Source organism: Streptomyces yerevanensis (assembly GCF_000716805.1).
Lineage (GTDB): Bacteria > Actinomycetota > Actinomycetes > Streptomycetales > Streptomycetaceae > Streptomyces > Streptomyces flaveus.
Map to the genome: position 1 here is coordinate 285037 of NZ_JNWJ01000001.1, position 24311 is coordinate 309347.

The 24311-nt window shown below is 69.4% G+C and carries 14 protein-coding genes; 8 read left to right on the forward strand and 6 right to left on the reverse strand.

The features are described 5' to 3' along the window. Positions 1-19: 19 nt before the first annotated feature. From OP79_RS01320 to OP79_RS01330, 3 genes are all read right to left on the reverse strand, one after another. A complete protein-coding gene (locus OP79_RS01320; protein ID WP_037973397.1) occupies positions 20-5470 on the reverse strand; it encodes a DNA methyltransferase family protein in 5451 nt (1816 codons plus the stop codon). After that, a complete protein-coding gene (locus OP79_RS01325) occupies positions 5467-8589 on the reverse strand; it encodes an SNF2-related protein (protein ID WP_342669484.1) in 3123 nt (1040 codons plus the stop codon). The genes OP79_RS01320 and OP79_RS01325 overlap by 4 nt, the downstream gene beginning before the upstream one ends. 114 nt (positions 8590-8703) lie before the next feature. Further along, a complete protein-coding gene (locus OP79_RS01330) occupies positions 8704-9873 on the reverse strand; it encodes a serine/threonine-protein kinase (protein WP_033317972.1) in 1170 nt (389 codons plus the stop codon). A 247-nt stretch (positions 9874-10120) separates the two neighbouring features. Here OP79_RS01330 and OP79_RS01335 point away from each other — a divergent pair, with 247 nt between their 5' ends. From OP79_RS01335 to OP79_RS01370, 8 genes are all read left to right on the forward strand, one after another. Next, positions 10121-10294, forward strand: coding sequence for a plantaricin C family lantibiotic (locus OP79_RS01335; protein WP_033317973.1), 174 nt, complete (start codon positions 10121-10123; stop codon positions 10292-10294). A gap of 25 nt (positions 10295-10319) precedes the next feature. Beyond that, entirely contained in the window at positions 10320-10502 is a 183-nt protein-coding gene (locus OP79_RS01340; RefSeq protein WP_033317974.1) for a class II lanthipeptide, LchA2/BrtA2 family, read from the forward strand. Between the two features lie 143 nt (positions 10503-10645). Continuing rightward, on the forward strand, positions 10646-13714 hold the full coding sequence (gene lanM, locus OP79_RS01345) for a type 2 lanthipeptide synthetase LanM (RefSeq protein ID WP_033318135.1): 3069 nt from the start codon (positions 10646-10648) through the stop codon (positions 13712-13714). A 37-nt stretch (positions 13715-13751) separates the two neighbouring features. Further along, positions 13752-15899, forward strand: coding sequence for a peptidase domain-containing ABC transporter (locus OP79_RS01350; RefSeq protein ID WP_033317975.1), 2148 nt, complete (start codon positions 13752-13754; stop codon positions 15897-15899). Then, positions 15896-18733: a type 2 lanthipeptide synthetase LanM gene (gene lanM / locus OP79_RS01355; protein ID WP_033317976.1), complete on the forward strand. Its 2838-nt coding sequence runs from the start codon at positions 15896-15898 to the stop codon at positions 18731-18733. Before OP79_RS01350 ends, lanM (OP79_RS01355) begins: the two co-directional genes overlap by 4 nt. A gap of 29 nt (positions 18734-18762) precedes the next feature. Further along, positions 18763-19770 carry an LLM class flavin-dependent oxidoreductase gene (locus tag OP79_RS01360; RefSeq protein ID WP_051744299.1) on the forward strand — a complete coding sequence of 336 codons (1008 nt, stop codon included), beginning with the start codon at positions 18763-18765 and terminating at the stop codon, positions 19768-19770. Continuing rightward, positions 19767-20681 (forward strand): ABC transporter ATP-binding protein, encoded by a 915-nt coding sequence (locus OP79_RS01365; RefSeq protein ID WP_033317977.1) that lies wholly within the window; start codon positions 19767-19769, stop codon positions 20679-20681. Before OP79_RS01360 ends, OP79_RS01365 begins: the two co-directional genes overlap by 4 nt. Continuing rightward, positions 20678-21454, forward strand: coding sequence for an ABC transporter permease subunit (locus OP79_RS01370; protein WP_051744303.1), 777 nt, complete (start codon positions 20678-20680; stop codon positions 21452-21454). Before OP79_RS01365 ends, OP79_RS01370 begins: the two co-directional genes overlap by 4 nt. A 6-nt stretch (positions 21455-21460) precedes the next feature. On the opposite strand, the gene OP79_RS01375 is transcribed toward OP79_RS01370, so the two are convergent. The 3 genes from OP79_RS01375 to OP79_RS01385 form a co-directional block, all read right to left on the reverse strand. After that, the gene (locus tag OP79_RS01375; protein WP_063741845.1) at positions 21461-22012 is read right to left on the reverse strand and encodes a hypothetical protein; all 552 of its coding nucleotides are present in this window, start codon (positions 22010-22012) and stop codon (positions 21461-21463) included. Positions 22013-22066: 54 nt separating this feature from the next. Further along, positions 22067-22894 carry an AfsR/SARP family transcriptional regulator gene (locus OP79_RS01380; protein WP_051744305.1) on the reverse strand — a complete coding sequence of 276 codons (828 nt, stop codon included), beginning with the start codon at positions 22892-22894 and terminating at the stop codon, positions 22067-22069. 479 nt (positions 22895-23373) lie between these two features. Then, positions 23374-24135 carry a nucleotidyltransferase family protein gene (locus OP79_RS01385; RefSeq protein ID WP_033317978.1) on the reverse strand — a complete coding sequence of 254 codons (762 nt, stop codon included), beginning with the start codon at positions 24133-24135 and terminating at the stop codon, positions 23374-23376. Positions 24136-24311 lie beyond the last annotated feature (176 nt).

Sequence of the window (24311 nt, forward strand, 5' to 3'; positions counted from 1 at the left end):
CGGTGCAGGGCACAGTCGTTCACTTGGCGTTGTTGAGCCGCGCCTCGAAGTAGGCGTGAGCAACGCGCATCTCCGCCTCACGGTCGGCCTTGTAGAAGGGCGCGGTGTAGCCCTCGGGAGGCTCGGTTCGCTCGCCGTTCTTGAAGGCGAGCAGCTGCTCGTAGTGCTCCTTGGTCTGACCGAAACCGTAAGTGTGGCGACTGCCCGCGATCCTGCGCTCGTTGGCGTCGAACCACATCACGGCGTCGAAGTCCTGCATGATCGGGAAGCGGGACTTGTACATGGCCACCAGAGCGTCGGCACTCACTCCCAGCCACACGGCCACCAGCGCGTCGATCTCGACCAACGCGGCCCGGCGCGCCCGCTCGGTCCGCAGGGGCGTCGAGCGGTTCCAGGTCGGCGTGACCTCGTGTAGGGGGCTCAGTCCGGGCCAGTCGCACGCCCAGGGTTCGTAGGCGGGCCATTTCGGGTCGTACAACTCGGCCCAGAGGTCGGCGTACGCCTCCGTCAAGCAGTTGAGCCGCAGGGTGCGCAACAACAGCGGTGCCGCAAGCGGGTGGTCGGAAGCTGGCGCGGGGAGTCGACGCGCCGGGGTCACATCGAGATGCCGGACTTTGGTGGACCGCAGCAGGTAGTCGACCGGAATGCCGGACCAGAATCCGGCAGTCAGAACCGTGCCGCGGTTGCTCGGCAGCGCCGCACTGCGGACCGCATGGACGTGGGCAGGTCCAGGAGGAAGGACGGCAGCGTAGAGGCTGCGCTCGGTGTCCGGAGCGATGAACTCCCGCCACGCCGCCCGGTAGAAGTCCGTGTACGGTCGCCGCGACAGCTCCTCCAAATACGCGTCCACGTCCCGTTCCGTCACCTTCTCCGGCAGCACCAGACGCGCCTTCGCCACCGCAGCCCGCGCCTTGGCCAACCCCTCCTCCGAAGCTCGCAGTTCAGCCAGCTTCCGGTGGTCGATCCAGCGGTCCTGAGCTGCCTTGTAAACCTCCGCGTCGGCCACGTACACGTACTCGGTCTCGGGTACGGCGTCGTCGGCCATCGTGAGCGGGTTGAGGCCGAGAACCTCGCCACTGCCCTGGCTCGGCTGCTTGAACATCGGGTTCGCCAGGCCAAGTTGAGGGCCCTTGAGGATCGCCTCGGACCAGTCCGTCGGCTGGTACATCCGGTCGTCCAGGCTGTGGTGGTTGTAGTCGATGAGGTCGTCCGCCTTGGCGCCGCTCTCGTGGTAACCACTGCTGATCTGCGGATCGTGCGCCGCCAGCCTCAGCGGATAGTCGGCCAGCGCCTCGATTGCCTGGGCCTCGGCCGTGCTCACTGGGGACAGCAGTCGCCCTTGTCGTACTGGCTGATCCTCGTCGCCGGTCAGGCGCTGCCAACGGGCCAGCGTCTCTTCGTCCACGCGCACGATCCGCTTCCGGTGCGGCCGTTCGTCCCAGTTGCTGCCGTACCGAACCCCTGGGTCAGGGCCAGTGCCGTCGTCCTGATCGGACAACCGCAGGGCGTCCACCGAGAACAGCCACGACAGGTGGTCGAAGCCGATCTCGCGCGCCTCGCCGTAGATGTGCAGACCGAAGTGGCTGGCGTGGCCGATCGGCGGTGGGAAGAAGCGGTAACCCTGGTTGGAGAAGTCCCCGTGGACGCGGAGCCTTTCGTATGCGGCCTCGCGCAGGCGGCCCTCCCTGTCGCCACTGAAGTGCGAGTCCGGGTGGAGCAGCCCCACCGTGCCCTTCCTGGCCGTGTGCGCCCAGGTGGTGCACATGAACGCCCGGTACAAGTCCGGCTGCCCCGTGAGCAGCGGATACGTGACCTCCGAACCGAGCATGGCGACCGTGCCGCTCAGCGAGGCCAACTCGTCCCGCAGGTACCCACGTACCTTCTCCGAGGCCAGCAACTCGTCGCGCCTACGCGTCCGTTCGGCCTTCGCGGGTTTCTCCGTGAGCATGAACCACGGCTCGTGCTCGGCGAGGACCTGGTTGTCCTCCCAGCGCGGCCGTACCCACGGCGGGTTACCCACCTGCAGATCGAACCCGCCCCTCTCCCCCTTGAAGACATGCGCGAAGTGCAGCTCCCAGTGGAAGAACCCATGCCCGTCCTCAGCCTGTATGTCCTTCTCCGTGGACCCGGCGACATCCGCGACCACGTCGAGCCACGGGAACCGGAACCGCAGCTTGCCGACGCTGTCCATGCCCATCTGGCCGTCCAAGTGCCCCTCGAACGCCGAGAGTTCAGCCAGTGCCTCGTCCACCGGAAGCTTGTCGAGGCCGTCCAAGAACGAACCCTCAGGCACATCCTTCGACCCGAGCACCAACTCCAGGAAGTCCAGCCAGTCATCCAGCGTCTTCAGCGGGATGCACTTCCGCCACGGGTCCTCCTTGATCTGGGACACGCGCCCACTCGCCCCGCGCTTCCTCCGGCCCTCCAGCCCCTTGTCCGGATCCCCGGCCGCGAACGCCCCCTGCTCCCCGTCCGGATCGTCGAAGATCCCCGCCGCCTCCCACACGAGGTCCCCGGGAGCGGGCCCGATGGGCTCGGGCGGCGGCGGCGCGGCCTCCGGCGCGCTCGCCTCCGCCTCAGTCGCGCCCGGCCGTAGACGCAGCTCGCCCTCCTCGACAAGGGCGCCCCCCGTCTCGTACACATACGCCGAACCGTCCAGCTCAGCCACCTTGTCGAGCGGCCAGAACCACAGCGCGCACCACGTGTCCATGACCGTCTTCAGCCGCCAGTACGGCGTACCGCTGGCCGTCAGGTCGTCCAGGATCCGCTGTCGTTCGACGGCCTCGCCCGAGTGCTCCAGCCAGTTCGCGCCCCATACGTCGATCCGCCGCGACACCTTCCGCTCGGACAGTTCGAGCCGCTTGGCGACCAGGCTCCACAGGAACTCGACCCGTCGGGCGACCCCTTGCAGCCGTCGCTGGTCGGTCTTCTTCTTCGGCGCCTTCTGGATGCCCTTGCGCCAGGCCCCGAGCGCCACGGCCTCCGTCTCCGCGAGCTTCTTGGCCTCCGGTTCGGCGGCGACCGCGCCCCACCCGGCGGCGGGCAGCAGGAAGTGGTGGACGGCCCCTTCGGGCAACTCACCGTCCCGGAAGGGGAGTTCGCGCGGCGGCAGCGGGTCCTTCTTCGCCAGCCAGGCGCCGCCGGGCAGGTCCTCGGCCGCGTACACCTTGCGCCCGGCCCCGATGAGCGAGTTGCCGCGCCGCAGGTGCAGGCCGAACCACGGTGCCTGCATACCGGGGTGCATGGTGTTGAGCCACAGCGACACCTCGGCCAGCTCCACGGCCGTGGCGTTCAGGTCGACGCCGTACGCGTTGTGCAGCGCGATGTACGCCTTCACCTTCTGCAGCTCGATCTGCCGCTGCTCGGTGTCGACGCGTTCCCCCAACTCCCGTTCCCGGCGCCGCAGATACTCCTCCGCCACCTGGTCGATCGCCTCGTTGAGGAACGCGCCGGAGCCCAGCGCCGGCTCGCAGATCTTCCACTCCAGGAGTTCGCGCGCGGGGGTGTCGTCGGTGAGGCGGTGCCTGAGCGCCAGCTCGACCGTCACCTTCGTGAGGGAGGGCGGGGTGTAGTACGACGCGGACGTCTGGCGGTCGCGGCCCGCGAGGCGGTACACGAACGAGCCCTTGGGATGCGTGACCCGCCCGAGCAGGCCCGTGTCCTTGTCCTCGCGCTGGACGAAGACCTCGTCCGGATAGTCCTGCACCCTGGACGCCGGGATCATCCAGCTGCCGCCGGAGGGGTCGCCGCCCTTGGCCACCTCGTACAGGTCCTCGTCGGCGATGAAGCCCGTGTAGGACATCAACCCCTCGTAGACGGCGCCGAGTTGGTTGATGCCGAGCTGCGCGTACGAGATGAAGCCGCCGCGCTCGCGACCCTTGCCCTTGGTGAGCATGAGGCGGCGCAGGACGCGGTGCAGGGTCTCGTTGCGGAGGCGGGTGTCCAGGTACTGGGGCTCCTCGGAGCCTTCACCGTCGTACGCGGGGTTGTCGAGACGCCCCTGCCCGATGAGCCGTACCGCGCCCTCCTTGAACAGCTCGGAGCGCAGCGGCTCGAAGCGCAGCCCGGTGTCGGCGCTGAGCGCGGCGGACCGGCGCAGGCGGCCGGCCTCGTGTACGCGCTCGGCGTGCTCCTTCCGCGTGATGGCGCCCTCGGCGAGGAGCCGGTCGGCCTCGGTCTCGGCGGCCGTCGCCTCCCGGTCGGCGGCTTCGGCGGCCAGGTCCTCGGGCTCGCTGCCGTGTCGGCGGTGGCCCTTCTCGACCATCTTGAAGAGCAGGTCGAGGGACTCGTACAGGTGAAAGCCCTGGCGGGACTTCTCGCCGATCAGGTCGCGTACGACGAGGTCGCCGAGGCGCTGGAGGCCGTACCCCTGGGCGTACTCGGGATAGGCGGACGGCAGGATGCCGAGGGCCGGCTGGGACTCGGCGTAGAGGAGGAAGAGGAGCCGGTAGAGGTAACGCAGTGACTCACGGCTCAGCTGCTTGGCGAAGCGGGCCGGGTCGTCCAACTGGTCGACGGTGACGCCCTGTTCGCGCAGCCGGGCCAGGACCTCGTTGGCGATCCACTCGACGGACAGGCGCAGGCCTTCGCGGAGTTCGGTGGAGACGCCCACCGCGTGCTTGCCGGACTTGTCGACGAAGTCGGCGAGCGGCGCCGTGCCGCCCTCCTCGGGGACGCGCATGGAGTCGGCGCCGAACAGGGCGGCGATGGTGTCGAGTTCGCCGCCGCCTCGGTCGTCGCGGCGGTGCAGTGCGGTGTCGAGGCTGACGGCGAGGTAACGGCCCTCGTGCCAGGCCATCCGGTCGGCCAGGACGATGACGCCGCCGGCCAGGAGGAGGACGTAGCGCGGGGGTTCGTCGCACTCGAAGAGGAAGTCGGTGAGCGCCTTGCCATCGGTGAGGCGGGCGGAGGCCTCCAGGGCGACGGGGTGCAGCAGGCGGCCGGGGCCGTCGGGGTCGAGGGCCGCGTCGGGGCGGGCGGTCCAGCCGCAGGAGACGGCGGTGATCAGCCCTGGTTCGTGGTGGGCGGCCTGGACGGCGTACTCGTGCCCGGAGCGGTGGACCGTGACCGTCTGCTCGTGCGCCTGCGTGAAGCCGAGCGCGCGGAGCGTGTCGAGGTGGAGGTCGGTGAGGCGCTTGGACCAGTCGGCCGGGGTGGGCTCGTCGGGGTTCGCGGCGGCCTCGGTGTCCTGCTCGAAGGCGGCGCGGCTCGCGAAGTACGGACCGTGCAGGGCGCGCAGGCCCTCGCGGGGTGTGCGGAGGCGCGGCGGGACGGTGTCCGCGTCCATTGCGTTCTCGCCCATGCTCTTGGCGTCGGCCACGGCTTCGGCATGGCGGCGGCGCTCCGCCTCCTCGAACGCCGTCCAGCGGGCGAGCAGTCCGTCCTTGGCCTTGAGGTCCTTGGGGAGGACCTCGGCCAGGTAGTGGGCTGAGAGGTAGTCGCCGTGGTTGACCAGCGAGTCGTAGGTCACTTCAGCTCTCCGCGGGGGTCGCCGTCGCCGGAGTGGTCTCCGGGGTGTGCTGCGGGGGGTGCGGCAGGGTCGTCTCCGGGGGCTTCCGCGGGATCGTCTCCGGGGGCGTTCTCCGGGGTGGCGGGCCTGTCTAGGACGGCCAGGACGCGCAGCAGGGGACGGCCCGACGTCTGCAACTGGTCGAGCAGGTGCGCCTGTTCGTCCGCCGTGTCCTCGATCTGCCGCTGCCGGCGGCTGGAGAGTCCGGGCAGCAGGGACTCCTGACGCCACTCGGCAAGCTGTTTGCGGTACTCGGCGAGCGGCTCGCTGATCAGCTCGTCCCACGCGTCCTTCGTACGCTCCAGATGGTCGCGTGCCGCCGAAACGGCCGCCGGGACAAGGGACTTGAGGTGGTCGGGGTCGCGCGGGCCGCCGGTGACGGGAAGCGCGGGGCCGACGCGGGCGGCGTCCAGGGCGGCGGAGAGCGGGCCCACGACCGGGGTGCTCGGCAGCCCCGTGACGGCCATCCACTTCACGACGGTGGGGCGGCCGAGCGCGTTGGAGTAGATGCCCTGGATCAGGAACGTGGGGTGGCGGACGTACGGGGAGGCGATGACCGGCGCCTCCTGGCGACCGAACTGCACGAGCACCTTGTCGGTCAGCCACTCCACCACCGGGTGGATGTCGGTGAGGAAGGAGACGTTCGGCCACTGGGTGTCCGAGCTCTCGCGGGCATCGCTGAGCTTGCGCTCGGCGAGCGTGCGGTCGAACGTGACCAGCATGCGCTCGGCCACACCCTGCTCCCTGAGGTAGGAGGGCGGCAGCGCCTTGAGCCGGTACAGCAGGTCGGGCGCCTTGGCCGGGGAGAGGGACAGGAACTCGCCGCCCTTGGGCACCTTGGGGTCCTTGCCCCGGGCCAGCCCGATCACGTCCTCGGCCCGCTCCTCGTACAGCTCGGCGAAAGCCGCGTCCACGAAGGCGGAGGTGTCGCCCTCGAAGAGGCTCGGCACCTCGGCGCGCGGCGGCAGCTCGTGCTCGGTGATCGAGTCGACCTGACCGAAGAGACCGGCGAGCATGCCGTCGTCGGCGCCGGCCGCGGCGGGGGCCGAGTCGAGGAACTCCTCGACCGTCCCGCCCTCGACGAGTTCGCGGATGAGCCTTCTTTCCTCTTCCTCGGCGCGGTAGTAGCCGGTCTCCGCCTCCGCCGTGCCGTTCAGCTTGTGGGCCTCCTCCTCGCGCTGGAGGAGCTTCTCGGCGACGGTGCGGTCGTCCTTGGCGGCGGGGTTGGCGGAGGTGAGGATCAGGGCGCGGAACTGGGGCTCGTGCTTCTGCCCGTACCGGTCGATACGGCCGTTGCGCTGCTCGATGCGGATCAGCGACCACGGGATGTCGTAGTGGATCAGGTGGTGGCACTGACGGTGCAGGTTGACGCCCTCGGAGGCGACATCACCGGTGAAGAGGAGACGCACCGGGTTCTCGGCGAGACCGAACGCCTCAAGAACCTTCTGCTGCTCGTCGTCGCTGAGCCCGCCGTGCATGAGGCGAACGGCCTTCGCGTCCTCCGTGGCCTCCTTCGCAGGGAACCCGAGCCTCGGCGGAACGACCCTGGCGAGCCACTTGAGGGTCTTGACGCGCTCGGAGAAGACGACGGCGCGGGTGGTGCTGCGCGGGCCGATGCCGATTTTCTTCAACTGCTCGACGAGGGCGTCGAGTTTGGCGGAGTCGCCGGGGGCGCCGCCGTCGCCGATGGAGTCGGTGAGGGCGCGGAGCCGGGCGAGGGCGTCCTGCTCGCGAGCGACGGCGGGGTCGGGCTTCTGGCCCTTCTCCTCGGCTTTACGGGTCTTCTCGGCGAGGTTCTTGGCGCGGGTGGCGACCGTCTCGCCGAGGGCGACGTGGGAGGAGAGGAAGGTCTTGAGCAGGTTGAAGGGGAAGAGGCGGTCCGTGCCGACGGACTGCCGGTCCTGGTCGGCCGTACCGAAGTCCGTGCTGGTGGGGCGGGCCGGCAGCCAGTGCTCGGTCAGCTCCGCGAAGATCTTCTCCTCGGCGGGGGTGGCGGTGCAGTGGAGGGAGACGGTGGGGCCGCGGTCGGCCCACTCGTCGCCCATCTGGTCGCGGACCTCGGGGCTGATCTTCGTACGGCGGATGAAGAGGTGACCGAGGTCTTTCTCCGGGTCGTAGTGGTTCGGGTCGGCGATGGCGGCCGGGTCGAGGAGCGAGATCAGGTCGGCGAAGGACTGCTTGTCGCCGTTGTGCGGGGTGGCACTGGCGAGCAGGAGAGCGTCGGTGCGCGGGCCGAGGATCTCGGCGAGGGCGCGGCGCTGGCTGCCCGGGTTGATGAGGTTGTGGGATTCGTCGATGACGACGGCGTCCCACTGGATGCGCTCCAGGTGGTGGCGGTATTGGCCGATGTTCTTGAGCGTGTCGACCGAGATGATCACGCGCTTGTAGTGCGTGAACGGGTTGCGGCCGGCCGGGATTTCGCGCTGGATGCGCTGGATGCCGAGGGAGTCCAGACGGACCAGGGGGATGGAGAAGCGGGTCCACAGCTCGCGCTGGAACTGCTCCAGGATGCTCTGCGGGGTGACGACGAGGATCCGCTCACCGCGGCCGCGGCGGATCAACTCGGCGAGGATCAGCCCGATTTCGAGAGTCTTGCCGAGTCCGACGACGTCCGCGATGAGGATGCGGGGCCGCAGGTTGCGCATGGAGAGGGCGAGTTCGGCCGGGCGTTGCTGGTAGGCGAGCGGGTCCAGCAGGAAGCGGTCGGCGAGCGCGAGGCCACGTTCGGACTGCGGGAGGGGGGTCTTGCGCAGGACGGCTTCGAGGAAGAGGCGGCTGCGGCGGAAGTAGGAGGAGGTGTCGGGGACCAGGCGGGTGTTCTCGGGTTCGAGGAGATCGACCTTGTCGATGCCGGTGAAGAAGACGGCTTCCTCGTCCCGTACGAACTCCGAGACGCCGATGGCTTCGATCCGGTCACCGTCGTGGACGCCGACCCGCTTGGCGTTCTTGACGAGCCACTCCTCGTCGCGGACGAGGATCTGGGCGCCGGGAGGATACCTGGTTTGTTGCTGGGGGTCGGGGTGGGTTTCCTCCCGCCCTCCGGGGTCGGTCTTGGTGTGGGCGGCCCCCTGGTCTGCCACGCCTTTGTCCTCCGTGAAGTGCGCGTTGCGGTGCATGCTGCGGTGAGTCTTTCACGGGGTGGAAGGGGGGTGGAGGGGTCGTTCGGCCCTGGTTCGGGGGCGGTGCGGGCTCGGTCAGAAGCGGGCGTCGCGTGCGTAGGCGGCTCGCATGCGTTCGGCGATCTGCTCGGGGGCGGAGAGGCGGGACAGCGCGTTGGCTGAGCGGGAGGAGGGCTGCGGTCCGGGCGGGGTGGCGGGCTCGGGCTCGGGTTTCTGGTCGTACGGCTCTTCGGGGTCCGGCTGCCGACGGTCCGAGGGCCGCTCCGTGTCCTCCTCGTGCGCGGCCGGATCCACGAACGTCGGAGTGTAACCCTCGCCGGGGGGCGGTGAGGCATCCTGCGGCTCCTGTTGCCCAGGCTGCTCCGGCTGCGGCATTGCAGGCGTCCGGTCCGTGAGCCTGCGCTTGGCCTGGGCGGCGGTCATTCCGCAGCCGTGGATGACGTTCACGAGGCGCTGGGTGACCTCGTCCAGCTCAGGCCGCTCGGCGGAGTCGTACGCGAGCATGTCCTGGACGACGGGCAGCAGCTCGGGCGGCAGACCGGACAGGTCGGGTGCGGTCTTCGGGTCCTCGATCCGCAGCGCGACCGCCTGCCAGGTGGGACCGGTGTACGGATAGTGGCCGGTGGCGGCGTACAGGAGCGCGGCCCCGAGGGCGTAGACGTCGGCGGCCTGCTTGAGGTCGTGTTCGCCGCGGGCCTGCTCGGGCGGCATGCACAGCACGGAACCGACCACGAACCCGGTCGCCGTCAGCATGGAGCGGCGCTCCGCGAGGACCGCGAGACCGAAGTCGATCAGCTTCGGCCCGTACTCGGCGAGGAGGATGTTCTGTGGTTTCAGATCGCGGTGCAGCAGCCCGGCCTCGTGCACCGTACGCAGGCCCTCGGCGAGCAGCGCGCCCAGGCTGGCGGTCTCGGCGAGTGGCAACGGCCCCTGCTCGGTGATGAAGGTCCGCAGGTCGGGACCGGCGACGTACTCGACCGCGAGCCACGGCTGCTCGGCGTACGCGTCCGCAGCGACGAACGCGGCGACGAACGGGCCGTAGACCGTCTTGAGACTGTCCACCTCCAGCACGAACCGCGCCCGGGTGTCCTCGTCGAGCACCGACGACTTGATCACCTTCACAGCGACCTGAGAGCCGGCGGCCGACTCCCCGAGATAGACCTGCCCCATTCCGCCGGCCCCGATCCGGCCCCGCAGCGTGTACCCGCCGATCTCCACCGGGTCGTCGTCCTGCAGTGGTTCCACGGGCCGTCGGCCTCCCCCATCGGTCAAGTGTGCCGTGCTCGTCGTACCTCATCAGGCAGTCCGCAGTCCAGCGAGCGATGTGCATGCCGCGCTCATGCCGACCGCATGCCCGGCGCATGCGGAACCTGTGCGCGACTTCTCCTTCCTCCGAAACTCCCGCTGAATTCCCTGGGCAGAGGATTACGAGCAGGCCGGCCGGACAACGGACCGGGCGGTCCGAATTTCCTGCGAAAGGAGGTGAACGACCATGAACCCCTCGTACCAGGGCGATGTTTCGCTGCTCGAGGAGATCGCGGAGCAGGACTTCGACGGTGTCGCCTACGGCGCGTGCACCACGAACACTTTCTCCCTCAGCGACGCACTCGGGAACAACGGGGGCTGGTGCACCCTGACCAAGGAGTGCCAGCCGAACTGCAACTAATCGCAAATGAAGGGAGAGGTACTTCATGAAGGGCAAGAACGAGGACATGCTCGACCGCTACGACGAGATCGAGCTCATGGAGCTGAGCGAGGAGGACGTCTACGGCGGCACGGCCTGGGCCTGCGCCACCGTCAGCGTCGCCAGCGCCGTGCTCACCGCCGCGAGCGCGGCGGTGTGCCCCACCACGAAGTGCACCAGCAAGTGCTGAACGCCAGTTCACCGGATTCGGTGAACGCGTAGCACGGTTGCGGCGGAATGGAGGTCGCGACCTGCCTCCATTCCGCCGCCTTCGGTCTGTTTCTGCGACATCACGCGTTCTACGACATCACGCGAAAACGGAGCAATGAGAACGTGATATCTCCAGCCAGGTACTATCCGGAGTTCGACAGCGTCGAAGTCGAAGAAACCATCGTGCCGCTGGCCGAGTTCGACCAGGAAATCGCCGCCGTGCTGCGGACATACGGAAGTGCTCCGGCGGCGGCCGCCGATTCGGGCGCCGGCACGCGTGCCACGGTCGAAGAATGGCTCGGCAGACCGGAGCGGTATTCCTTTCAACGGGTCGTCAGGGCTGTCGCCGCGACCCTGGCTGCCCCGGACCCGGTCGCTCCGTTCGAGGAGCTCTTCCGGGAACCGCGGGCCGTTCTGATCCAGCTGCTCGAACGCGCCGAGGCGCGCCTGCGCGAGGTGTACACCAGGCCGTTGGTCGCCGCCGTCAACCATGCCCGTGAGAAGGGGCTGCTGGTGGGCGCCGACACGGCCGAGCGGTACGCGTACTTCGTCGACCGGTCCACCCTGACCTCCTTCGAGGAGGTGAGCGGGCTGTCCTTCCCTGTGCTGCGTGAGGTCACGCGCACACTGCTCCGGCACGAGGCGGCGGGCTTCGCCGAATTCTGCGGCCGGCTGGTGGCCGACCGGGAGGCACTCGCGGCCAGGTTCGGCATCGACGTCACCGACCCTGTCGCGTCCTTCAGCTTCTCCGAGGGAGACGCGCACCACCATGGCCGCAGCGTGTCGGTCGTCGAGTTCCACTCCGGCACAAGGCTGGTGTACAAGCCGCGGGACGTGTCCGGCGAGAGCGCGTACGAGACCCTCGCCCGTGAGGTCAACTCGCGCTTCGGCACATCCCTCGTCGCCGCGAAGGTCCTGGAGCGGGATCGGTACGGCTACGTCGAGTTCATCGACGCCGAGGACGTCTCCGGGATGTCCGAGGAGTTCCTGCACGCCAGCGGCGAACTCGCCGCCGTGCTCTATCTCCTCAACGCCCGGGACATGCACGTCGAGAACATCGTGCCGACCCGCCGCGGCCCCGTACCCGTCGACCTCGAGACGATCCTCCACCCCGAGCGGATTCACGTCGGGTCGACGCCCCAGGCGCGGGGCAACGGCTACGAGGCCATGGGGCAGTCCGTGTACGGCATCGGGATCCTGCCGCTCGTCATGGTCGGCAAGGGCGAGGACTCCGGTCACGTCGACCTCGGTTTTCTCGGGGAGCAGGGGCGCGGCCCCTCGCCGTTCAAGGCGATGCGGTTCGAGGAACCCTTCACCGACCGCGTGCGACTGCTGTTTCAGGCGCAGGAGGCGCAGGAACGGCGGACGGTCGTCGAGGCGCTGACCAAGGACGAGACGTACGTGCTCGGCGACCGCATGGCCTCTGGGTTCACCCGGGTCTGCCGTGCCGTGATGGCCGACCGGGAGAGCTGGGCGGAGCTGCTGCACTCGGTGGCCGCCCGGGTGCGTGTCCGGTACGTCCACAACCCGACGGCGCTGTACGCCCAGACGCTGCGGATGACGTCGAGTGCGAACGCCCTGGACGACTTCTCCATCCAGCTGGCCCTGCTGAAGCGGATCGCGATCGCCAGCAAGACCTCGTCCCGGGAGATCGTCCGCTCCGAGATGCGCCAGCTCGCGGAGCGTGACATCCCGTACTTCACCGTCGCCGCCGCGGGGACCACCCTGGAGGACGGCGACGGCGTGCCCGTCGGGGCGGAGTTCGACGAGTCTCCCCTCGGCCTGGCGCTGGCGAAGTCGGCGCGGCTGAGCGAGTTCGAGCTGGGTGAGCAGCTCCGGCTCATTCACTCAGCCTTCGCCTCTCGCTTCCCCGACAACCATCTGACCGCCGCCGTCGGCACGGACCGGGTCCCGGCGGCCGACCTGCCGCCGGTGTCGCGGGAGGGAGGGCCGGACGAGGCGCTGACCGCACTCGCGGCCGAGCTGTGCGACCACCTCGTCGCGACCTCGCTGCCCGACCGGTTCGCGCACCTCCCTCGCACCTGGATCGGCCCGCTCGCCTCCGCTCAGGCCAACAGACCGTGGCCGCCCGCGGTGCTCGGATACGACCTCTACACAGGACGGGTCGGCCCCGCGCTGGCCCTCGCGGCCGCCGGGCGTGCCCTGGACAGGGGGGAGTACCGCGACCTGGCGGAACAGGTCTTCGCTCCCGCCGCGGACATCCTCGCGGACCACCGCTACGAGACCCGCAGCATCCGGCAGGCCGGCTTCGGGGGCTACACCGGTCTGGCCGGGACACTGCTCGCCCTCTCGGCCGCGGGCAGGCTGCTCGGCCGTCACGAGTGGGCCGGCGCCGCCCAGGGAGCGCTGCCGCTCGTACTCGCCCAGGTCCACGAGCAGCCGCCGGACCGGGTGCCGCTGGACGTGGTCGGCGGCCTGGCGGGGGTGATGTCGTGCGTCGCGGCGATCGGCGGGCCGCACGCCGACGACTCCCTCGCGGCCTTGGCCTCCCTGCTCACGGACGCGCTGCGCGGCGCCGGCCGCCGGCCAGGCCCCGGTCCGTCCGTTCTCGGCCAGTCCGGGTTCGCCCACGGGATCAGTGGGGTCGTCCATGCGCTGAGCCGGGTGCATCCGCTGCTCGCGCCCGAGCAGCGAGACGGTGTCGAGGAGACGCTGACCGGCCTCGTCAGCCGGCTGACTGACTTCTACGACCGGGAGGAGGGCAACTGGTTCTCCAACGTGGACACGCCGAAGTCCTTCTCGACCGGTTGGTGCCACGGGTCGACCGGTGTCGCCCTGGCGCTGTCGGCGTACGGCTCCCTCGCCCGCTCCGGTGACGACGGTTCAGGTGCCGAGGCCGTGCTCCGCATGCGGGACGTGGCCGTCGGCAACATGCTCCGGCTCGGCTTCGGCCGCAATCTGACCTGGTGCCACGGCGATCTGGGCAACCACGACGTCCTGTGGGAACTGGCCGCGGCGGGCGACGCACGGTTGCACGACGAGATCGCGGCGATAGAACAGACGTGGCTGCGCCCGGAAGTCTTCCGGCGCAAGATCCATGACCGCAAAAGCCGCTACGCGCACACCAACAGCCTCATGGTCGGCACCGCCGGCATCGTGCTGCACCTGGTCAACCGCATGGACCCCGCCCTGCGGATCTCCCCCGTCACCCTCACGATCGGGGGGCGGTGACATGGGAATCCGCGCCGGGCGCCCCTCGCGGCGCCGCATGCCGACGATCACACAGGTGTCGCAGACCGAGTGCGGGCTGTGCTGCTGCGTGTCACTGCTGCAGTACTACGGCCGGGCGGAGGACGTCTCCAGTGTGCGCGAGGACATGGAGGCAGGCCGGGACGGCCTGAGTGCCGGGCAACTGGCCCGGTTCCTGCGCTCCCGCGGCATGGAGGCGAACCTCTTCCGTACCAAAGGCGTCGGCGCGCTGCGGAACTTCACCTCACCAGTGATCATCTTCTGGGAGGACTACCACTTCGTGGTCCTCGAACGGTTCGACGGCCGCAGGGCGGTCGTCATGGACCCGGCCGTGGGACGGCGGCGGCTGAGCCGGGAGGAACTGGAAGCGGGGTTCAGCGGTGTCGTGCTGACCGCCGAGCCCGGACCTGACTTCGAGCGCACCCGGCGCGAGCCGCTGTCCGAATGGCGCAGCTTCCCCCTCTTCGCGGGGGGCTCGCGCCGACGGATCGCCCTGGTGGGGCTGTTGTCCTGCGGCGGATACGCAGCGGTTCTGGGCATCCCGGTGCTCACCGAGTGGGCCGTCGACCGGAACGCCCGCTGGCAGGGGCTTGACGACCTGCTCCTGGTACTGCTGATGATCCTGGGCGTTGCGGTCGGGTACTTCCTGATGCAGCTGGTCAGGGTCGTCGTGCTGTCGTCCGTGGTGGCGCTGCTCGGCCAGCATCTGATGACGCACACCTTCAGCAGGCTGCTGTCGCTGCCGTACAAGTTCTTCACCACCCGGCAACCCGGCGAACTGCTGTTCCGGCTGAACAGCGTGAACTCGATCAGGGACCTGCTGTCCTCCCGGGTGGCCCAGGGCGTCCTGGACATCGGAACCCTGGTGTGCGTGTCCGTGTACCTGTTCGTCGTCGAGTGGCGCCTGGGCCTGATAGCGGCCGGCCTGTTCCTGGCGAACGCGGTCTATCTGGCGACGACCCGCATCCTCGTCCTGGAGGCCGTCGACGCGGAGATCAGTCAGCTGAGCAAGAGCCAGTCGGCCCAGCTGGACGCCATCGTCTCGATTCCGACCATCAAGATGGGCGGCTACGCCGACGAGTTCGTCGACAGCTGGAGCAAGGTGTACGCCTCCTCGCTCGACGCGATGAAGGCCCGCATGCGCCTGCAGCAGGGCCGCATCTCCGGGGTGACGACCACGACCCAGATGTTCGGCCCGCTGGTCCTGCTGCTGTCCAGCCTGTACTTCGTGAGCCACGGGCAGATCACCCTGGGCGGGGCGATCGCGGTGCAGGCGGTGTCGGCGACGTACTTCGCGCTGTCGACGTCGGTGTTCCAGATGTACACGGAGTTCACCGAAGCCGGCCGCTACATGGCTCGGTTGAACGACATCGCGCGTACGCCGCCGGAAACGGCCGGCGGTTCCCTGACGAAGCTCCCCTCGACGTCGATCCGGCTGGAGAATGTCAGCTTCCGGTACACCCGGCACAGCGACTTCGTGGTGCGCGACGTCTCGCTCGATATCGAGGCCGGCTCGAAGGTCGCCCTCGTCGGGGCCTCGGGTTCAGGGAAGAGCACCCTGGGACGCATTGTCTGCAGCCTCCACGAACCAACCCAGGGAACCGTCCTGTTCGGCGGGCGCGAGGTCGGCGAGTACGACAGGAACGCGCTGCGCCGGGCCATCGGATACATCCCCCAGGAAGTGCACCTGCACAACCGCACGATCCTCGAGAACCTGACGCTGGGACAGGACATCTCCCCGGAGAAAGTACGGGAGTACTGCGACAGCGTCGGCATTCTCGAATTCCTCGAAGACCTTCCCATGGGACTCAAGACCCTGGTGTCGGAGATGGGGGCGAATTTCTCCGGCGGTCAGCGTCAGCGGCTCGCCATCGTCCGTGCGCTCCTGCAGCGCCCCTCGATTCTCGTACTGGACGAGGCGACTGCCTCGCTCGACACCGTGAACGAGCGGCGGGTCTCGAAGATCATCGAGGACATCGGCGCGACGCAGGTCGTCATCGCCCACCGCCTCGCGACCATCAGATCCGCGGATCACATCTACGTGTTCGACCGGGGCAGCGTGGTCGAAGAAGGAACTCACACAGAGCTGTTGACCAGGGGTTCGGTGTACGCAGACCTCTATGCAGAGAAATCCGTCGATGTTCTGGTTGGAGGCGAACAAGCGTGACCGGACCGGCTGTTTCGATCCAGTCTTTCCTGCCGTTCTACGAGTATCTGATGCCGCGACGCACGGTGGAATCGGCGCTGCGCGAACTGGTCGCGGCGGTCGCCGTACCGGAACGCGTCGAGGGCGTCCTCGACGAGGTCTGGGAAGATCTGGTCACCACCGTCGAGGGCCATTCCTTCCGTGCCCTGATCGGCGAGTTCCACACATTCCGGGAGAGCCGCTGTCTGCCCAGGACAGACAGCGGCGACGAGGCACTTCGGCTCTTTTGCCGGCATCTCGGCGACGCTGCCGAGTGCCGCCGTGTCCTCGGCACGTACCCCGTTCTGGAGGAACGGCTCGAGACGGTCCTGCGGAACACGCTGGACGCGTACGCCGAGTTGTTCGCCGCCTACGCCGACGACAGGACGGTGCTGCGGGAAGCCGGCCTGGTGCCGTCGCCGACAGCAGCGGGGGGCGGGGACGACCGCGTCGAGGAGCTCTTCATCACCGGCTCCGACCCGCACAACGACAACCGGCAGGTGTTCGGGCTGCGGCTGGCCGGCGGCGTGCGGGTGGTCTACAAACCCCGTGCCCTGGTCTCGGACCGCTTCGTGCGGGACCTGTACACGGCCGCCGACCCCTTTCTGAAGTACTCGTTGCAGGGGTGCGCGCCGCTCTCGGTCACGGTGGGCTCCCACGGCTGGCAGCAGTTCGTTGCCTCGCGCCCCATGGATGCGCCGGACCAGCCCGCGCGTTACTTCTACCGGTTCGGAGCCCTCTGCGCGATCTTGGGCGCTGTCGGGGCCTCCGACCTCCACGACGAGAACCTGCTGGCGTGCGGAGAGCACCCGTGCGTGATCGACACCGAGACCGTCGTACGGCCGGACGCCGGTGTGGACAACGACTCGCTGCCGCACCTCCTGGTGAACCACATGAAGCTCTCGGTGGTGTCCACCATGCTCGTCCCGATGGTCAACCCGACCTCTCCGATCGACGTGATGATGGCGGGAGTCGGCGTCTCCGGCGAGCAGAGCTCCAAGATGACCAGGCCGGTCGTCCGCGACAAGGAGACCGACGCCATCTCGGTCGGACGGGAGCCCGTCACCTACCGGCACAAGGGCAACGTGCCCCGGCTCGGGAAGGACTCGCCCGCGCCGACCGAGTACTTCGCCGACATCCAGGCGGGATACTCCGACGCCCTCGCCTTCGTTCGCAGCGACGACATCACCAAGGTCGTCGACAGCCATCCGGACATGCCCGTGCGGTGCCTGCTGCGGTCGACCATGGTGTACAGCCGGTTCATCGACGCTTCTACGCACCCGGACTACCTGGCCCGCCCCGAGGAGGCCACACGGCTGTTCGGACTACTCAAGCACTTCCCCGACTACCTGTCGCCAGAGGCCGCCGACTACGTCCGCGAGGCGGAACGCGCGTCACTGGCCTCGGGCAACGTCCCGTACTTCATCTCCCGGGGCGACTCCACGGAGCTGGCCACGCTCACCACCCGGCTCCCCGGGGTGTACCGGACCACTCCGCTGGAGACCGCGCGCCGTGGCGTGGCGCTCAACGCCGAACGCACCGACCGCTACCACCACTTCCTCCTGGAGGAATGCTTCAGCGAGGTGGTCGGCGAGGACGACCCCGCCGGCCTCCACGCCCACAGCGTGTTCGGCGGGACGGCGCTCGACCTGGCCCGCTCCGACGGTTGGTGGCGGGGCATAGCGCGGACGATCGCCGACATCGGCGTCACCTTCGAAGGCCCAGAGGGTCCGGAGACCGGCTGGCTGGGCGGGATAGGCCCGGGGCGAAACGCCGCGACCATCACCGCGGGCAACTTCGTCTCGTTCCACGACTACGGCGGCATCGTCGCGTTCCTGGACCGGGCGTCGCGGTACGACAGCGAGCTACTCGCCGTCCGGCAGGGTGCGGCCCGCGGTCTTGACACCCTGCTCTCCCAGTACGGCGACGTCCTGATGCTCACCCCCGAAGGGGTGTTCTCCGGCGCCGCCTCCCTGCTCCTGACCAGACCGGACGAGCCGGAACCCGGCTGGACGGAGCGGGTCTTCGACAAGATCGGCGAACGGTCGGCCGCCGGCGACCTGGACACCGATCTGGTCAACGGTCCTGCCGGTCTGCTGATGCTCCTGCTGTCCCGCGCCGAAGCGGGCGAGCCGGTGCCGGGCGGCGAGCGGTGGCTCGCGCGCCTGCGCGACCTCACCCTGTCGCACGCGCAGGCTCCCAGGACGGCGCCCTGGTTCGACGTGGCCCACGGCGAACTGGGCCTGCACTGGGCCTCTGCCCGGATGGGGAGGGTCCTCGGTGACCCGCGGCCGACGCGGGAGTCCGCGGACTGGCTGACCGAGCGGTCGGCGTCCGGCATGCCGGTGTCCGCCGACGGGACACCGCTGACGGGATGGTGCAACGGCGCGGCCGGGCTGCTGCTGTCCTCCGCGGAGATCATGGCGTCGGCAGGCCGGGAGGAGTGGCTGTCCGGCGGGAGACTGGCGGCCCTGGTGGACGCGGCGACAAGGCTCCCCGCCGGCCAGCCGGTCGATCTGTCGGTCTGCCACGGCAGCAGCGGGGTGATCCAGTCCCTGCTCGCCGCGGGCCGGATCCTCGGCGACCCGTCGCTTGCGGCGCGGGCACACGAGTACCAGGACCTGGTGCTGCGGACCATCCGCGCGAACGGCTTCTTCACCGGGTCGCCGGGCCGGACGTCGCTGCTCGGCTACATGCTCGGCTGGGCGGGCGTCGGGGACACCGACCTGCTCCTGCACTCCGCCGGGGACGGCCCGGGCTCCGACTCCGCCGGGCTCTCCATCCCGGTGGCGCTCACCAGCGGCGTACTCCAGTAGCGGGACTCTCCGACGAGGACAAGAAAGGAATGACCGGAGTGCAGTACTCCATACTTCTACCCATCGGCCCCAACAGGCCCGAGCAGGTGATCCCGTTCGCGAACCTGGTGAAATGGGCAGGGGCCGACCGGCTGTGGCAGGGCCAAGGGCTCCTACTGGACAGCCATCACCTGGCCACCTGGCTCGCCGGCATCGGCATCAGGGTCCCCACCGGGTTCGGTGTCTCTCTCATGCCGTTCCGCTCCCCCTACCAGGCGGCGATCGAGGCCCGGTCCGTCGCGCTCGCCACCGGGCAGTCGGTGATCGCCGGTTTCGGGCCCGGCTCGATCGCCGCCCAGCAGAGCGTCATGGGAAAGCCCTACGACGGTCAGATCGCCGCGTGCCGGGAGTACGTCCAGGTGGTCCGCGATCTGCTCAGAGGGGAGACCGCCGACCTCCACGGTGACCACTTCTCCGTCAGGGCCAGGCTTATCGACCACCACCCCACACCGGTCTCCATCGGCCTGGGAGTGCTGCGAGAGAGGATGGCCGCGCTGGCCGGGGAGGTCGCCGACGTGGCCATCACCTGGCTCGGCGCCCCGAAGTACGTGGGCGACGTGCTGATCCCGGCCATCCGGGCCGGCGAGAACCGGGCGGCGGGCACCCCGACGAAGGTGACGGCGATCGTGCCGGTCGCGGTGGCCCGCCAAGGCCGCGACCTCGCCGCGCTGGCCGGCGCCGCCTGCGGGAACCACGTCCGCTTCCCGCACTACCAGGACGCCCTGCGCAGGGCGGGCATCGAGGTCTCCGGCGACGGCGGGCCCGACGATGCCATGAAGCTCGTGGACGGCGGTGTCTTCCTCTACGGAACGGTCGAGGAGATCCACGCGAGACTCGACGAGTACCGCGCGATCGGCGTGGACGAAGTGGTCCTGAACGCCTCGGGCGTCGGACACACCGTCGGCCCGCGTGCTGCGGCACAGGATCTCCTCGACCTCCTGAACGCGGTCCCCGGCCGCGAGGCGCCCGGGCCGCATGGGAAGGAGGGGACCCGGTGATCGAGGTACGGCAACTCACCAAGCGCTACGGGAAGACCCTCGCCGTCGACCGGTTGACCTTCCGGGTGGAGCCGGGCCAGGTGACCGGCTTCCTGGGACCCAACGGCGCCGGGAAGTCCACGACGATGCGTGCGATGGTCGGTCTGGACCGCCCGACCTCCGGTCAGATCCTCATCGACGGCCGGCCTTACGACCAGCTGTCCCACCCGCTGCGCGAGGTCGGTGCGCTGCTGGAGGCCGGGTCCCTGCACGGCGGGCGCACGGCCCATGGCCACCTCCTCGGCCTGGCCCGCAGCAACCGCATCCCCGAACGGCGGGTCGGCGAGGTCCTGGACCTGGTCGGGCTGGCCGACGTGGCACACAAGCGGACCAAGGGGTTCTCGCTGGGCATGGCCCAGCGCCTCGGCGTCGCGGCCGCCCTGCTCGGCGACCCGCGGGTGCTGCTGCTCGACGAACCGGTCAACGGCCTCGACCCGGAAGGCATCCTGTGGATCCGCGGTCTGATGAGGAGGCTGGCGGGTGAGGGCCGTACGGTCTTCGTCTCCAGCCACCTGATGAGCGAGATGGCGCTGACCGCCGACCACCTCGTCGTGATCGGGCAGGGGCGCCTCCTCGCGGACACCTCCGTCGAGGAGTTCATCGTCGGCAACTCCCGCTCGTACGTCCTGATCCGCACCCCGGAACCGGAGCGGCTGCGGGATCTGCTGGCAGCCGAGGGCATCCGGCACGAGGACGGTCCCGACGGGGCGATCGAGGCCGTCGGCACCTCTCCGGAGACGGTGGGTGCGCTGGCGTCCGGGCACCGGGTGACCGTCTACGAGATCAGCCCCCGCTCGGCCTCGCTGGAAGAGGCCTTCATGCGACTCACCGCCGATGCGGTGGACTTCCGTGCGGACCAGGAGGTGCGATGACGACGGCGGACGCGAGCGCGGCCATGAGCTTCGAGTGGACCAAGATCCGGACGCTCCGCTCCACCCTGTGGTGCCTCGTTCTCTACGGCCTCACGAGCGTGGCCATCGGGATCCTCTACGGCCATTTCATGGGGGACGCCTACGGGGAGATGAACGAGCGGGACAGGGCGGCGTTCGATCCCGTGGCCGCCGGCTTCAGCGGACTACGGACCGGTGTCATAGCACTGGTCGTCTTCGGAGTACTGACCGTGACCAGCGAGTACTCGACGGGCACCATTCGCAGTTCGCTCACCGCGGTGCCGCAGCGCGGGGTGTTCTACGGGGCCAAGGTGCTCACCGGCACCCTGACGGCCTTCTTGGTGTCCCTGGTCGTCGTGGTCGTCGGCTTCCTCACCGCACAGGCGGCACTGGGCGGCCCGAGCCAGGTGTCCCTTTTCGACGACGGAGTGCCGCAGGCCGTGTTCGGAGCGGTGCTCTACGCGACGCTGCTCTGCACGTTCTCCATGGGCCTGGCGAGCCTGCTGCGCAGTTCCGCGCTCACCATGGGCATTCTGGTGCCGCTGTTTTTCATGGTCTCAACCATTCTCACCAGCCTTCCCGGTGCGCGGACGGTGGCCCAGTTCCTGCCCGACGTGGCCGGCGGGCTCGTCCTCAGCAGCAAGGAGCCGAGCGACACCGTCCTCACCGCGTGGAGCGGCATGGCCGTGCTCGGGGCCTGGACGGCCCTCGCTGTGACCGCCGGCTGTCTCGCGGTCCGGCACCGGGACGCCTGAGCACCGTCACGATCTGTCCCCCGGCCGGGCTCTCCGGCCGGGGGACAGATCGCGGGCGAGATGCGCGCGACGCAGACCGTGCCGACGGAGGTGACGCAGATCCTGGCGGGTGTCGTACATGAGCTGCCAGTGGAAGTAGTTCACCTGCTCCACCACCGCGAACAGGGCGAATCCGAGCCCCGGCCAGCTCTCCCGCCCGGGCCGCTCGGCCACCGCCCACGCGGTGATCAGCACCCCCACGGCCAACAGCGGAACATTGAGCACACGGGCCGCGACGAAGGCCGCGGCCCCCGGCAGACGCCCGCCGGGGGCCGCGATCAGACGGAGCTTGGCCAGCCAGTACGCGGCCCCCTGAACGAGCAGCAGAGAGAACAGGGCGAAGCCCACCGCGTTCGCCGCCGTCATCGGCAGACCGAAGCCGATCCCTCCGATGCTGCCGAACCAGATCGCGGCCTGGAGCGGGATGTTGAGCAGTTCCAGCGCGGCGAGCGAGCGCAGCCGTCCCCGGATCCAGACCCGGGAGCGATGACTCACATCCCGGTCGCGAGTCTGTGACATGGCCGTGAGTTCCTTGGAGTCGTGGACCTGAGCGGTTCCTGTGCGACGAGCGCGTCAGGACAGGGAACGCTGCGCCGGGCGGCGGTGCTCCTCGCCGTCCTCCGTGGCATGGGCCGCGATCAGCCGCAACGCCTGGTCGCGGTCCCAGTCGAGGGCCGCGGCCCGCATCGCCTCGACCCTGGGCGGCAGGTCGAGGCCCAGGTCGCCGGTGAGCAGCTCCTGGCAGCGTTTGATCACGTCCAGGGCGCTGGCGGCGTCACCGTCGACGCAGTGTGCCGCTGCCAGCAGCTCCCACAGGCGCTGCCGGTAGGGCGCCTCGGCGATGGCGCACTCGATCCGGTACGTCACCATCTCGGTACGGCCGGCCAGGAGGCAGGCGGTGAACAGGTCCTGATACGCGTCGAAGCGGGTGTTGTTGAGGCCGGCGACATGGGCGTTGAACCACCGCGTCGGCGGCAGGTCCTGCCCGAACGGGCCGCGCCACAGGGCCAGGGCCTCTTCCAGCGCGGCGATCGCCGCGTCGGTGTCGCCGCGCAGCAGCAGACTCCGGCCGCGTCTCGCACCCATGGTGAACGCGGACAGGTCCAGTTCGTCGGGGGCAGCGTGCAGTCCGTAGCCGCTCTGGCCGCCGCGATAGGTCCTCACCCTGCGTCTGAGGCCTGGGTCGGCTTGGTCGAGGGTTCGGCGCAGCCCGGTGAGATGGCTGCGGATGTTGGCTGTGGCCGAGGCCGGCGGCTCGTCCCAGAGCCGCTCGGCGAGTTCGGCGACGCCTATCGGGTGCCCGGCCTGAAGGAGTAATGCGGTGAGAATGGCGCGCTGGGCGGGCGAGCCTATTTCGTCGACCGCCCGGATCTGGAGCGGACCAAGAATGCGAAAGAGCATGTCCCCGTGTCTCCCTCATGTGCGGAGCGTGAACGTTCTTGCCTGAACCTCTCGCTTCGACGGGAGACCCCGCACATGGCATCCGCCGCGCTTCCGCGGCCGAGTGCGCAGTTGGAAGGCGCCGACGGCGGTTTTCGCCCTGGCCGACGACACCCGATCCTTCGGCATGGTTCACCTCTGCTTCACTCCTGCTCGGTCAAAGCAGGGATGTCAGAAGTGCGGCCTTGCTGTTCTGTCCCCCGTTGAAACCGTCACAAAGATTTCACGGGATGCCCGGTGGGTCAATAATTCTGTGTGAGCGACGTGATCCGGTTTCCCACCCTGGGGTGTCATTTCCTTTAAGTAATGGCGATTTGACGCTCTTTCGGAGACATCTCCGGTAAATACTCACCGTGCCCGCATTCCATGACGGTCTCGGGCGCGCGCATGGGCGGCGTCGACCCAGTCCATGTGAACCATGGTTCGGGGGACCGAAGCGGCTACTGAGAAACTGCCCGGCTGAAGAGCGTCTCGGCCTCCGTGACCGCCCGGACCAAGGCAGTCGGATCCCGGGTCAAGTTCCCCACCAGCACGTCGACTTCACGCAACCCGGCCCGCTCCAACAACCGCTTCTCATTGGTGACCCACTCCCCCCGCGCCGCGAGCACCGCATGCGCCGTCTGCGTCGCCGCGACGGCCATCGCGCCCGCGACCTGAGTGAGGGCGCCCTTCGGGGCGTGGCCGGCCTTCGCGTAGGCGAGGGTGGCGGTGGCCATGCCGTGCCAGCGGTCGGGGGCGGTCTTGCGCAAGGCCTGCGGATAGGCGGAAGGGCGGCGCAGTTCGCCCCGTAGCACCTGGTTGATCGCGAGCTCGGCGACGAGCAGGTACGTCGGGATTCCCGCGAGGTGGAACATCAGGGGTTCGATGCCGAAGCGGCCCTCCTCGGCCTCCGCGTACACGTGCTCGACGACGTCCAGGTCCCGGTAATGGACGTCCACGCGCCGCCCCTCGATCGTCAGCCACGCGCCGCCGTTGAAGACGCCGCCGCCCCAGCCGCCGATCTCCGAGACCTCGCCCTCCCAGCCGACGGCTCGCAGGTCCTCGGGGTCGAAGGCACCGCGGTAGTACACCGCCAAGTCCCAGTCACTGTCCGGGCGGTGGGTGCCCTGGGCTCGGGACCCGCCGAGGGCCACCGCCTGGACAGCAGGGAGGGCGGCCAAGCGGTCGGCGACTGCGTCGAGGAAGGTGGAGTCGTCGTTCACTGCGGGTCACTCCACGAAGGTCGCGAGGGGGGTACAGCCGCCGCCGACGCGGTCAACTCGGCGTCCATGGGGCCCCCTTCGTCGCCGTACGCAATGCGCGTGATGCGGAGCCTCCACCGTAATCCCTCCGACTGACACCCCTCGCGGACTGACAGCTCTCCGCCAGCCCGCCAGGG